The following is a 12,340-nucleotide window of genomic DNA, read 5'->3' as shown; positions in this document are numbered from 1 at the left end:
CGGGCAGAAGACGATAGTCGCTACGCCGCTGTGATCCGGTCGATGACCAGCGGCAGCAGCTCCTCGCTCGCCGGCCCGACCGCGTAGCCGCCCTCCAGCGCCTCCAGCGCCCGCTCGAACCGCGCCGTCTCGTCCGCGTGCAACGTCATCAGCGGCTGCCCCGCCCGCACCAGATCCCCCGGCTTGGCGTGCAGCGTGATCCCCGCCCCGAACCACACCGGATCCTCCTTGCGCGCCCGCCCGGCCCCGAGCCGCCAGGCGGCCAGCCCCACCGCGTACGCGTCCAGCCGGGTCAGCACCCCAGACGACGGCATCTCGACGGTCATCGTCTCGGCCGCCCTGGGCGGCGCGGCGTCCGGATCCCCGCCCTGAGCGGAGATCATGCGCCGCCAGACGTCCATGGCCGACCCGTCCTGCAGCGCCTTGGCCGGATCCTTGCCGGACGAGACCCCGGCGGCCTCCAGCATCTCGTGCGCCAGCCGTACCGTCAGCTCCACCACGTCGGCAGGACCGCCGCCGGCCAGCACTTCGACGGACTCCTCGACCTCCAGCGCGTTGCCCACGGCCCGCCCCAGGGGCCGGTCCATCGCGGTGAGCAGGGCCACCGTGCGCACGCCGGCGTCCGTGCCCAGCGCGACCATGGTCTCGGCGAGCTCGCGCGCGGCCGGGACGGTCTTCATGAACGCCCCGGAGCCCACCTTCACGTCGAGGACCAGCGAACCGGTGCCCTCGGCGATCTTCTTGGACATGATCGACGAGGCGATCAGCGGGATCGACTCGACGGTGCCGGTGACGTCGCGCAGGGCGTACAGCTTCTTGTCGGCGGGGGCGAGCCCTGAGCCCGCGGCGCAGACCACGGCGCCGGCCGAGCGCAGGACGTGCAGCATCTGGTCGTTGGAGAGCGAGGCCTGCCAGCCGGGGATGGACTCCAGCTTGTCGAGGGTGCCGCCGGTGTGGCCGAGGCCGCGCCCCGACAGCTGCGGCACGTACGCGCCGCACGCCGCCACCAGTGGCGCCAGCGGGAGCGTGATCTTGTCGCCGACGCCGCCGGTGGAGTGCTTGTCGGCGGTGGGCCGGTCGAGCATCGACCAGTCCATGCGCTCGCCCGAGCGGATCATGGCCTGCGTCCAGTCGGCGATCTCACGCCGGTTCATGCCGTTCAGCAGGATGGCCATGGCCAGCGCGGACATCTGCTCGTCGGCCACGTCGCCGCGGGTGTAGGCGGCGATCACCCAGTCGATCTGGGCCGTGGTCAGCTCGCCACCGTCGCGCTTGGCACGGATGACCTCGATGGCGTCCATCAGGCGCTCCGGCTCAGGTCATCGGGGCCGAACGCGTACGGCAGGATCACCGACATGGGCTTCGGCCCGTCAACGGTCTCGACCAGCAGATCGTCGCCGCCGAACTCGTACAGGAGCTGCCGGCAGCGCCCGCACGGCATCAGCAGCTCGCCGTGGCCGTCCACGCAGGTGAAGGCCACCAGCCGGCCGCCGCCCGACAGCTGCAGCGCCGACACCAGCCCGCACTCGGCGCAGAGGCCCAGGCCGTAGGAGGCGTTCTCGACGTTGCAGCCGGTGACGATCCGCCCGTCGTCCACCAGCGCCGCCGCTCCCACGGGGAACTTGGAGTACGGTGCGTACGCGTTCCGCATGGCGTTCGCGGCCTCGGCCCGCAGGCCGTCCCAGTCGATGTTCAATGCTGTTCCCCCCGGCGATAGCGCACGCCGTCGGCCTTGGGCATCCGCAGGCGCTGCGAAGCCACCAGGAGCACGAGCAGCGTGAGCACGTGTGGCGTGATGTAGACGAATTCGTCCGGCAGCTTGTCGACGGTCAACCAGAGCCAGAACAGCACGACCATGCCCGCGGCGGCGGCGGCCATCAGGGTGTAGTCCCTGGGGCTACGCGCCGCCAGCTCAACCGGCTGGTCGGGCGACAGCATCCGGCGGGCCCTGATCACCAGGTAGGCGAGCAGCAGCACCGCGCCGAACAGGAAGACCGACGTGACCGCCTCGGAGTTGCGCAGCTGCAGGCCGTCGGCGTAGCCGAACAGCGAGGCGCCGGCCGCAAGCCCGCCGGGCCGCCAGTTGCCGAAGATCATGGCGGCAAGGCCGATGAAGCCTCGCCCTTGCGTCTGGCCCTCGACGTATTTGGTGGAGACGAAGACCAGGAACACGCCGCCGAGCCCGGCGAACGCGCCGGAGATGACGACGGCGACGTACTTGATCAGGTAGACGTTCACGCCCAGCGACTCGGCCGCCCACGGATTCTCGCCCGCCGAGCGCAGCCGCAGGCCGAAAGCCGTGCGCCAGAGCACGAAGAACGTGAGCGGCAGCAGCAGGACCGCCAGGATGACCAGGACGTTCACGTTGTGGGTGAGACCGCGCAGGATGCCCGCGACGTCGGCGATCAGGAACCAGTGAGTGCGTTCCAGCGTGCCGAGGACGTCCGGGCCGTCGGAGAGCAACGGCAGGCTGATCTCCGGCGCGGGCGAGGTGATCGCGGGTGAGGTGGTGATGCCGGCGCCGGCCGCGGCCGCGGGCGTGCCCTCCTTGAAGAGCACCTCGGACAGGAAGCGGGTGACGCCGGGGCCCAGCAGGTTGATGGCGACGCCGCTGATGATGTGGTCCACGCCGAACGTCACGGTGGCGATGGCGTGGATGAGCCCGCCGAGCGCCCCGCCGAGCAGCCCGGCGATCAGGGCGGCCACGGCGCCCCACTGGTATCCCGCCCAGCCGGCGAACCAGGTGCCGAGCACCATCATGCCTTCCAGGCCGATGTTGACCACGCCGGCCCGCTCGGCCCACAACCCGCCGAGACCGGCCAGGCCGATCGGCACCGCCAGCAGCAGGGCGGCGGCGAAGGTGCCGGAGGAGGTGATGTCGTTCTGCCCGGACACGACGCGCACCAGCGACATCAGCAGGAGCAGCGCGGCGACGCCGATCAGCACCATGTGGTATTTGGTGAACCTCGTCATGCTGCCACCTCAACCGGTTCGTTCCTGCCGAGTTGCTGGGCGGCCCGCCGTTCCTCGAGCCTGAGCGCCAGCCGGTTCGTCACCTCGTTGGCCACGACGACCAGCAGGACGATCATGCCCTGCATGATCACGATGACGGACGGCGGCACGTTCGCGATCTGCAGCGCACCCTGCGCCCGGTCGAGGAAGGCGAACAGCAGCGCGGCGATCGCGATGCCGACCGGCTTGTTCCTGCCGAGCAGCGCCACCGCGATGCCGAGGAAGCCCAGCCCGGCGGTGAAGTTGGAGTTGAAGGCACCTCTGTCGCCGAGGATCTCCGGCAGGCCGATGAGCCCGGCGATCCCGCCGGACAGCACCATCGCCGCGATGACCATCTTCTTCGGGTCGACGCCGGAGGCGAGCGCGGCCGGACCGTTGAGGCCACTGGCCTTGACGTTGAAGCCGAAGCGGGTGCGTTCGAGCACCACCCAGATCACGATACCGAGCACGATCGCCACGAGCAGGAAGCCCTGCACACCGCCGCCGCGCGTGGGCGGGAGCAGCCCGAACCAGTCGAAGAGGAAGTTGAGGTTCGGGAACATGGCCGACTCCGGGAGCTCCGGCGTCGTCGTGGTGAGCTGCCCGGCCGCGCGTTCGCCCGCGAAGGGGCCGCGGACGAGGTAAGACGTCAGGTTGAGCGCGATGTAGTTGAGCATGATCGTGGCGATGACCTCGTTCACGCCCCTGGTCACCTTCATGATCGCCGGGATCAGCGCGTAGAGCCCGCCGACGGCCGCCGCCACGATGATGATCACCGCGATCTGGATCGGCGCGGGCGCCGTGAACGTCGAGCCCACGTACGCCGCGCAGATGGCGGCGAGCCGATACTGCCCCTCGACGCCGATGTTGAAGAGGTTCATGCGGAAGCCGACGGCCACCGCCAGGCCGGCGATGAACAGCGGCACCGCCCGGTTGAGGAAGGCCGCGATCGCGTTGGCCCGCGCGCGTTCGGTGGCGCCGAAGTCGAAGAAGGCGGCGAAGGCGTCCAGCGGGCTGGCGCCCGCGACGCTGATCGCCACGCTGGAGATCGCGATGGCCAGCACGATCGCGACGACGGCGCCGGCCACGGTGAGCAGCGCCCGGTTGAGCCCCGCGGGCATCACGTCTCCTCAGTGCCGGCGATGGCGCCGGTCATGTAGCCGCCCAGCCGCTCGGGCGTGACGTCGGAAGGGTTGAGCTCGGCCACGAGACGTCCCCGGTAGATCACCTGGAGCGTGTCGGAGAGGCCGATCAGCTCGTCGAGGTCGGCGGAGATCAGCAGCACGGCGAGGCCGGCCGCCCTGGCGTTGCGCAGGTGGTCCCAGATGGCGGCCTGCGCGCCGACGTCCACGCCGCGCGTGGGGTGCGCGGCGATGAGGAACCTGGGGGCGCCGCTCATCTCGCGGCCCACGATCAGCTTCTGCTGGTTGCCGCCGGACAGGGCCAGGGCCAGGGTCTCGACGCTCGGCGTGCGGACGTCGTACTCCTTGACGATGCGCTCGGTGTCGGCCTTGGAGGCCCGCCGGTTGACCCAGATGCCGCTGCGCGCCGGTCGCCTGGTCTGGTGGCCGAGCACGCGGTTCTCCCACAGCGACGCCTCCAGGAGCAGCCCCTGGCGGTGCCGGTCCTCGGGGATGTAGCCGATGCCGGACTCGCGACGCTTGAGCGTGGACCAGCCGCTGATGTCCTGGCCGCCCAGCTCGACGACGCCGTGCGCGGGGCGGATGCCCATGATCGCTTCGATGAGCTCGGACTGGCCGTTGCCCTCGACGCCGGCGATGCCGAGGATCTCGCCCTCGTGGATCTCGAACGACACGTCGTCAAGGAGCAGCCGCTTGCCCTCGGCGCGCAGCGTGTCGACGTACGTGGCGACGGGGGTGCCCTTGGGCGCCGGGTGGAAGCCCTCGGACTCCATGGTGAGGTGTGCGACCTTGAGCGCCACGCGGTCGGTCACCGTGGACTCGCGCGTCTCCGGCGTGGGCAGCTCGCTGCCGACCATCAGCTCGGCGAGCTGGCGGGAGGTCACCTCGGCGGGGTCGACGCTGGCGACCGTGGTGCCGCGCCGGATCACGGTGATCGCGTCGGCGATGTCGAGGACCTCGTCGAGCTTGTGCGAGATGAAGATGACGGTCAGGCCCTCGGACTTGAGCTCGCGCAGGTTCTGGAAGAGCTCCTCGACCTCCTGCGGGACCAGCACGGCCGTCGGCTCGTCGAGGATGAGGATGCGGGCGCCGCGGTAGAGGACCTTGAGGATCTCCACGCGCTGGCGGTCGCCGACGCCGAGGTCTTCCACGAGTTTGTCGGGATCGACCCGCAGGCCGTGGCTGTCGGCCAGCTCCGTGATGCGCTTGCGGGCCGCGGCGGTGTCGAGTCTGCCGCCCTTCGTCGGCTCCGCGCCGAGGACGATGTTCTCCAGTACGGTGAGGTTGTCGGCCAGCATGAAGTGCTGGTGCACCATGCCGATGCCGACCGCGATGGCGTCGCTCGGCGTGCGGAAGGAGACCTCCGCGCCGTTGACCTTGATGGTGCCCTCGTCGGGCTTCTGCATGCCGTAGAGGATCTTCATCAACGTGGACTTGCCCGCGCCGTTCTCCCCCACGATGGCGTGCACCGTGCCGGGTTCGACGGTGATGCGGATGTCGTGGTTCGCGACGACGCCGGGGAAACGCTTGGTGATGCCCTCCAGCTCTACGGCGGGTTTCGCCGTGGCCAGGGTGTCAGCACTCATTTCGCCTCTCCTAAGGGGGCGGCATAGCCAGAAGGCCCGAAGTGTCGGACTCCGGGCCCTCAGTCGCTCGTCGTACCTAGGTTACGGCTTGGCCGGAACCGTGATTTTGCCGTCGACGATGTCCTTCTTGGCAGCGTCGAGCTTGTCCTTGATGTCGTCGATCTCGCCGCCCGTGGTGGCCAGGCCCACGCCGTCGACCTTGAGGTCGTAGATGACGTTGCTGCCGCCCTTGGCGCCGCCCTGGAAGGCCTTGATGAACTCGAACACGCCGACGTCGACGCGCTTGAGCATCGAGGTCATGATGACCGACTGCAGGTCGGCCTCCTTGACCGTCTGACGCTGGTCGGAGTCGACGCCGATGGCCTTCTTCTTGGCCGCCGCCGCCGCCTGGAACACGCCGAGACCGGAGTCACCGGCGGCGTGGTAGACGATGTCCGCGCCGTCCTGGTACATCTTCTCGGCCGCGACCTTGCCCTTGTCAGGGGCCTTGAAGCCGCTGAAGTCGCCGTCCGGGGTGAGGTACTTGACGTCGATCTTGGCATCCGCCTTGACCGACTTCACGCCGGCCTCGAAGCCCGCCTGGAATTTCTTGATCAGGTCGTTCTCGACGCCGCCGACGAAGCCGACGTGGCCGCTCGTCGACTTGGTCGCGGCCGCGACGCCCGCCAGGTAGGAGCCCTGCTCCTCGGCGAACAGCAGGCCGGTCACGTTCGGCGCGTTGGAGGCGGAGTCGACGACCGCGAACTGGATCTCGGGGTACTCCTCCGCCGCCTTCTTGATGTCCTCGCCGTAGGCGAAGCCCACACCGATGATCGGGTTGTAGCCCGCGTCGGCGAGCTGGCGCAGCAGGTCGCCGCGGTTGGAGCCGTCGGCGGCCGGGCTCAGCTCCTTGATCTCCGCGTTGAGCTCCGTCTTAGCCTTCTCCAGGCCGGCGTAGGCCGCGTCGTTGAAGGACTTGTCACCGCGTCCGCCGATGTCGAACGCCAGCCCGACCTTGAGCGCGCTCTTGGGCGCCTCGCTGCTCGCGCTGCCGGTCGGCGCCTCGCTGGCCGTCGTGGTGCCCCCACCACTGCCGCCACAGGCGGCCGCTGCCATGAGCATGACGCCAGCTGCCGTGCCGAACGCCATCCTGTTGAATCGCTTGCCGAGCAAGGCGACTCCCTTCCATTTCCCCGCCGCCGAACTTCATCGCAGGCGCGAAGAAACGTACGGCACCTGCACGGAAGATAGTTGCTTGACCAGGGCAGACCAAATCGGCACACAGGGTCGCAACCGCTCCGTTATCGACATCAAGCGCGTCCGTGACCTGACTCTCGTGTCGGGCACACGCCACGCCCCAGGAAAGATTTCCCAATTTTGGAGCCCGATCACCTCTTGCCCGCGAGCCGATCATGACAGACATTCCGACCGACCGCAGAAATTTCTCATCGGAGTCCCGTATGCAGCCCTGGAAGGCATTGGCCCTGCCGCTGGCCGCGTTACTCGTCGCAACCATGAACGCTCCCGCCACCGCCGACACCCCCGCCATCAAGATCGAGAACAATGCCACCCAGCCCGTCTTCTCCCGGGCGGACGCCGTCAAGCAGACGGTTTTCGTCGAGGCCGAGGGGACCGACAGCGACAACGACGGCAAGCCGGACCGGGTCGCCGTGGACATCCTGCGGCCCAAGGAGACCGACCAGGGGCTGAAGGTCCCGGTGATCATGGAGGCCAGCCCGTACTACGCCGGCGGCAACGATGTCGCCAACCACCCCGTGGACGTGGACGAGAACGGCAACCCGCTGCCCGCCATGGGCGCGATGGCGAGCAAGCTCGTCGCCGAGCCGTTCGACGGCTACTACGACAACTACTTCGTGCCCCGAGGGTACGCGATCGCGCTGGTGGAGAACCTCGGCAGCGGCCGCGCCACCGGCTGCCCGACCTCCGGCGACCGCAACGAGACGGCCGGGCCGAAGGCCGCGATCGACTGGCTGAACGGCCGCGCCAAGGGCTTCGACGCCGCCGGCAACCCGGTCGAGGCCACCTGGTCGACGGGCAAGGTCGGCATGATCGGCGTCTCGTACAACGGCACGCTGCCGAACGCCGTCGCCGCCACGGGCGTCGAGGGCCTGGAGACGATCGTGCCGATCGCGGCGATCTCCAGCTGGTACGACTACTACCGCGCCAACGGCGGCGTGCTGGCGCCCGGCGGCTTCCAGGGCGAGGACCTGGACGTGCTCGCTAAATACGTGCTGACCAGGGAGAACGGCCAGGAGGCCTGCGGCGCGCTGATCGACGAGATCACCGCCGAGCAGGACCGGATCACCGGCGACTACAGCCCGGCCTGGGACGCCCGCAACTACCTGAACGACGTCGGCAAGGTCAAGGCCAGCGTGTTCCTGGTGCACGGGCTCAACGACTGGAACGTCAAGACCAAGCAGTTCGCCCAGTGGTGGTACGCCCTCGCCAAGCGGGACGTGCCGCGCAAGATCTGGCTGCACCAGGGCACCCACATGAACCCGTTCAGCCTCCGCACGGTCGAATGGCTGCGCCAACTGCACGGCTGGTTCGACCACTGGCTGTACGGCATCGACTCGGGCATCATGCGCGAGCCGCAGGCTGACGTGGAGATCGCGGCCGGCCAGTGGGCCCAGCACCGGTCGTGGCCGCTGCCCGGCGCCGCCACCGTCCCGCTCCACCTGGGCTCCGGCCAGCGGCTGAGCCTGGCCCCCAGCCCGCTGTCGGCGAAGGAGTCGTTCACCGACCAAAAGGTCAGGACCGCCGAGCAACTGGTCGAGGCCACGGGAGCGGATCCGAACCGGCTGGCGTACCTGACCGGCGAGCTGCCCGCCGACGTGCGGATCTCCGGCACGCCGACGGTGTCGGTGCGGGCCTCGCTGAAGGACGGCGCGTCGCCGTACCTGACGGCGTTGCTGGTGGACTACGGCACGGACGTCCGCCCGAGCGGCAGCCTCGTCTCGACCGGTCAGACCTACTGCTACGGCCAGGGCGTCCCTGGCGACACGGGGTGCACGACACTCAGGACGCTGGGCACGGCCACGACCCCGTACAAGATCGTCACCAGGGGCTGGCTGGACGTCCGCAACCGGCACCGCCCGGACCGGACGGAGCCGCTGCGCCCGGGCAAGGAGTATGCCTTCACCTGGGACTTCCAGCCGACGGACTACCTGTTCAAGAAGGGCCACCGGCTGGGCCTGGTGCTCATCTCGACCGACTACGACTACACGCTGCGTTACCCGCCGGGCACGAAGATCACGGTCTCGCCGAAGCATTCGTCGCTGCGGCTGCCAGTGGTCACGCCAGCGCGGTGGTGACCGGGTCGAGCGGGCCGACCTCCCACAGGGCGGTCAGCGCGGTGGCGGCCATGACCCGCACACCCATCGAGATCGCCTTCTCGTCCACGTCGAAGGTGCCCTGGTGGATGTCGTAGGTCACGCCGTCCGGTGAGCGCGTGCCCAGCCGGGCGAACGCGCCGGGGATCGACTCGAGATACCAGGCGAAGTCCTCGCCGCCGAGCGACTGCTGCGTCGGGACCACCGCGCCCGCGCCCAGCGCGCGCTCGGCGGCCTCGGCCAGCATCTCGACGCTGACCTCGTCGTTGACCACCGGCGGCACGCCGCGCGTGTAGTCCATCGTGGCCTCGATGCCGTAGGGGGCGGCCACCGACTCCAGCAGCGACTTGATCAGGTCGGGGGCGGCGTGCCAGGCGTCCTCGTCGAGACAGCGGACCGTGCCCTCGGCGATGCCGTCGTCGGGGATCGCGTTGGCCGCCGTGCCGGCCTCGACCCGGCCCCAGACGAGGCTGAGCGAGGAGCGCGGGTCGACGCGCCGCGAGAGCGCCGCGGGCAGCTCGGTGAGAATCTTGGCCAGCGCGAACACCAGGTCGGCGGTCAGGTGCGGGCGGGCGGTGTGGCCGCCGGGCCCCGAGACGCGGATGGTCAGCTTGTCGCAGGCCGAGGTGATCGGCCCGGCCCTGAGCCCGACCTGGCCGACGTCCACGCGCGGGTCGCAGTGGAGGCCGAAGATGCGGTCGACGCCGCTGATGCCGCCGTGCGCCATGACCTCGAGCGCGCCGCCGGGCAGCTCCTCGGCAGGCTGGAAGATCAGCCGGACCCGGCCGGGCAGCAGGCCCGCCGCGGCCTGCTGGGCGAGGAAGATCGAGGTGCCGAGCAGGATCGTGGTGTGCACGTCGTGGCCGCAGGCGTGGCAGGATCCCGCCACGGTCGAGCGGTAGGACACGTCCTTCTCGTCCTGCAGGGGCAGCGCGTCGATGTCGGCGCGCAACGCGATGGTCGGGCCGTCGCCGCTGCCCACGTCGCAGATCAGCCCGGTGCCACGGGGCAGCACCGAAGGGGTCAGCCCGGCGGCGATGAGCCGCTCGGCGATCCGCTGTGTCGTGCGATATTCGGCGAAGGCCAGCTCCGGGTGCATGTGGAGGTCGCGGCGGAACGCCACGAGATCCTGCTCGGTCTCCGCCAGGAACGCGTCGAGTTCCCCCCGCAGCTCACGTCCCCGCATATGTCACCATCCCGTCCCAATGCGCGCGCCCCATATGTCTGACCACCGCGGCTCATGCGCTGTGAAAGCTCGTCCATCCGCCGTGGCCGCCCGGTCGAGCGGCCGCTCGGCGGATCAAAAACACACCCGCTGGTGTGGGGTGCGTGAGATCGTCAGCACGGGCTTGCGTTCATCGGTCGCGAGTGCCGCTGCAGCCCGGGAGCACAGCGGTTGGCCGTGAGCCCGATGGCGATGCCTTTGACTCTATCGCCCCCGTACGGCTTCACGCCGACAGATACACCAAAAGTTAGCCGACGGCATGCCCGTAACCGCAGGTGGGTCACGTTGTGTGAACGTCCACCTGATCCGGAAATAGTTACAAGGGATCATTAGATGGTGACCCGATGTCGCCACCTCCAAACGTGGTCAGCGATTCCGAATCCTGTCACCTTCTGTCATGGTCATCACACTCCGACGGTGGCTGCATTTGAGAAGAATGCGTGTTTCACTCGCTATATGATCACTAATATCCCGTTCGGGGAGAAGCATGCTGGGTTGAGCATCTTCGAGCCGAGTGAGGGGACCCTGGTGGTCGTACCCTCGCTCTCCCTTCCGCAGGAGGAGCTGCGCCGCATCACGGCAGCCAGGTCGTACGAGGAGCGCCTGCTCTTCCTCCTCCTGACCCTCCGCGAACCCGGGGTAAAGGTGGTCTACCTCTCCTCCGCGCCCATCGATCCGGACATCATCGACTACTACTTCGCGTTCCTGCCCGATCCGGATGACGCGGCCAAGCGGCTCACGCTGATCACCCTCGACGATCCCTGGTCCCAGCCGTTGACCAGGACCCTGCTCGACCGCCCCGACGTGATCGAGCAGCTGCGGGCGGCGATCGACGGCGACGCCTGGCTGGTGCCGTTCGTGCTGAGTGATCTGGAAGAGGAGCTCGCGGCGTTACTCAACGTTCCCCTCTACGGTCCGGCCACCTCGCTGTCCTATTACGGCTCCAAGAGCGGCGCCCGCGAGGTCGGTCACGAGGCGGGCGTGCCGATGGCACGGGGCTTCTGCGACGTGCGCACGGTGCTGGAGATCGAGGAGGCCATGGAGACCCTGCCGGGCGAACGGGTGATCGTCAAGCTCAACGACGGCTACTCCGGCCTCGGCAACGCCATCGTCTCCAAGTCCGACAGGTCGCTGACCAGCTTCTCGATGGCGGGCGAGACCTGGGACAACTTCACCGCGAAGATCAGGGACCGGGGGGCGGTGGTCGAGGAGTTCATCGAGCACCGCCCGCTCTACTACCCCAGCGCGCTGGCCTGCATCACTCCGGGCGGCCAGGCGCAGGTGCTGGCCACGCACGACCAGGTGCTCGGCGGCGCCAACGGCCACGTCTACCAGGGCTGCACGTTCCCCGCGGCGCCCGAATACCGCGCCGAAGTGGGCGCCTCGGCCGAGCGGATCGCGCAGGTGCTTGCCGAGCGAGGCGTGGTGGGGCTGTTCGGGATGGACTTCTTCGCGCTGAAGGCCGACGCCGGGTACGCGGCGCTGCTGTGCGAGATCAACCTGCGAATCGGCGGGACCACGCATCCCTTCGGCGCGGCGATGCTGACGACCGGGGCCACCTACGATCCCGCCACCGGCCTGCTCATGGCCGGAGACCAGGCGAAGTACTACACCGCGACCGACAACTGCGCCTCCTCCTGCCTGCGCGGGCGCACGCCCGGTGAGGTCATGCGGACAGCCGGGCGGCTCGGGATCGGGTTCGACGCCGAGCGGCGTACCGGGAACGTGTTCCACCTGCTCGGGGCCATTCCCGAGCACGGCAAGCTGGGCTTCACGTCGATAGGCGACTCACGCGAGGAGGCCGACGAACTGCACGAGCTCACCCGGCGTCTCCTTTGCGGCCCCTGACGGGGTTGGCGCGCAGGCCGCGCCAGCCGATGACGGCCAACACGACGGCGAGCACGATGTTCACCGCGATCAAGATGCCGTGCACGACATAAAAGCTGGTCGGATGCCCATCGGCCAAGTTAAACCCGAGATTCACCCATTCGAAGATCATGAACGCGCCGACGATGATGAGGAATCCGGCGATCTTTCGCGACATTGCCCGCTCTCTTGTATGAA

Annotated in this window: 10 protein-coding genes; 2 read left to right on the top strand and 8 right to left on the bottom strand. The window is 69.1% G+C overall.

The genetic code is table 11. The features are described 5' to 3' along the window. Positions 1 to 20: 20 nt before the first annotated feature. From ACTMTI_RS01085 to ACTMTI_RS01060, 6 genes are all read right to left on the bottom strand, one after another. Positions 21 to 1,301, bottom strand: coding sequence for a thymidine phosphorylase (locus ACTMTI_RS01085; protein ID WP_441117581.1), 1,281 nt, complete (start codon positions 1,299 to 1,301; stop codon positions 21 to 23). Further along, a complete protein-coding gene (locus ACTMTI_RS01080) occupies positions 1,301 to 1,696 on the bottom strand; it encodes a cytidine deaminase (RefSeq protein WP_441117580.1) in 396 nt (131 codons plus the stop codon). The genes ACTMTI_RS01085 and ACTMTI_RS01080 overlap by 1 nt, the downstream gene beginning before the upstream one ends. After that, positions 1,693 to 2,973: an ABC transporter permease gene (locus tag ACTMTI_RS01075; RefSeq protein ID WP_441117578.1), complete on the bottom strand. Its 1,281-nt coding sequence runs from the start codon at positions 2,971 to 2,973 to the stop codon at positions 1,693 to 1,695. The genes ACTMTI_RS01080 and ACTMTI_RS01075 overlap by 4 nt, the downstream gene beginning before the upstream one ends. Beyond that, on the bottom strand, positions 2,970 to 4,112 hold the full coding sequence (locus tag ACTMTI_RS01070; RefSeq protein ID WP_441117577.1) for an ABC transporter permease: 1,143 nt from the start codon (positions 4,110 to 4,112) through the stop codon (positions 2,970 to 2,972). The genes ACTMTI_RS01075 and ACTMTI_RS01070 overlap by 4 nt, the downstream gene beginning before the upstream one ends. Further along, a complete protein-coding gene (locus ACTMTI_RS01065; RefSeq protein ID WP_441117576.1) occupies positions 4,112 to 5,719 on the bottom strand; it encodes an ABC transporter ATP-binding protein in 1,608 nt (535 codons plus the stop codon). Before ACTMTI_RS01065 ends, ACTMTI_RS01070 begins: the two co-directional genes overlap by 1 nt. An 81-nt stretch (positions 5,720 to 5,800) precedes the next feature. Next, positions 5,801 to 6,871, bottom strand: coding sequence for a BMP family lipoprotein (locus tag ACTMTI_RS01060; RefSeq protein WP_441117575.1), 1,071 nt, complete (start codon positions 6,869 to 6,871; stop codon positions 5,801 to 5,803). A 287-nt stretch (positions 6,872 to 7,158) separates the two neighbouring features. On the opposite strand from ACTMTI_RS01060, the gene ACTMTI_RS01055 reads away from it, so the two are divergent. Next, positions 7,159 to 9,033, top strand: coding sequence for a Xaa-Pro dipeptidyl-peptidase (locus ACTMTI_RS01055; RefSeq protein ID WP_441117574.1), 1,875 nt, complete (start codon positions 7,159 to 7,161; stop codon positions 9,031 to 9,033). Here ACTMTI_RS01055 and ACTMTI_RS01050 read toward each other — a convergent pair. Then, on the bottom strand, positions 9,014 to 10,237 hold the full coding sequence (locus ACTMTI_RS01050) for a M20 family metallopeptidase (RefSeq protein WP_441117573.1): 1,224 nt from the start codon (positions 10,235 to 10,237) through the stop codon (positions 9,014 to 9,016). The two genes, ACTMTI_RS01055 and ACTMTI_RS01050, sit on opposite strands and share 20 nt — an antisense overlap. 534 nt (positions 10,238 to 10,771) lie before the next feature. Here ACTMTI_RS01050 and ACTMTI_RS01045 point away from each other — a divergent pair. Beyond that, positions 10,772 to 12,124: a peptide ligase PGM1-related protein gene (locus ACTMTI_RS01045; protein ID WP_441117572.1), complete on the top strand. Its 1,353-nt coding sequence runs from the start codon at positions 10,772 to 10,774 to the stop codon at positions 12,122 to 12,124. On the opposite strand, the gene ACTMTI_RS01040 is transcribed toward ACTMTI_RS01045, so the two are convergent. Further along, positions 12,096 to 12,320 carry an SCO4848 family membrane protein gene (locus ACTMTI_RS01040; protein ID WP_441117570.1) on the bottom strand — a complete coding sequence of 75 codons (225 nt, stop codon included), beginning with the start codon at positions 12,318 to 12,320 and terminating at the stop codon, positions 12,096 to 12,098. The two genes, ACTMTI_RS01045 and ACTMTI_RS01040, sit on opposite strands and share 29 nt — an antisense overlap. Positions 12,321 to 12,340: the final 20 nt, after the last annotated feature.

This window comes from Nonomuraea sp. H19 (assembly GCF_052068215.1).
Taxonomy (GTDB): Bacteria; Actinomycetota; Actinomycetes; order Streptosporangiales; family Streptosporangiaceae; genus Nonomuraea.
This window is presented reverse-complemented; position numbering and strand designations above follow the sequence as displayed.

Coding starts and splice junctions, on each gene's coding strand:
- ACTMTI_RS01075 (WP_441117578.1), bottom strand. CDS start 2,973: ATGACGAGGTTCACCAAATACCACATGGTGCTGATCGGCGTCGCCGCG.
- ACTMTI_RS01070 (WP_441117577.1), bottom strand. CDS start 4,112: ATGCCCGCGGGGCTCAACCGGGCGCTGCTCACCGTGGCCGGCGCCGTC.
- ACTMTI_RS01040 (WP_441117570.1), bottom strand. CDS start 12,320: ATGTCGCGAAAGATCGCCGGATTCCTCATCATCGTCGGCGCGTTCATG.
- ACTMTI_RS01085 (WP_441117581.1), bottom strand. CDS start 1,301: ATGGACGCCATCGAGGTCATCCGTGCCAAGCGCGACGGTGGCGAGCTG.
- ACTMTI_RS01065 (WP_441117576.1), bottom strand. CDS start 5,719: ATGAGTGCTGACACCCTGGCCACGGCGAAACCCGCCGTAGAGCTGGAG.
- ACTMTI_RS01055 (WP_441117574.1), top strand. CDS start 7,159: ATGCAGCCCTGGAAGGCATTGGCCCTGCCGCTGGCCGCGTTACTCGTC.
- ACTMTI_RS01050 (WP_441117573.1), bottom strand. CDS start 10,237: ATGCGGGGACGTGAGCTGCGGGGGGAACTCGACGCGTTCCTGGCGGAG.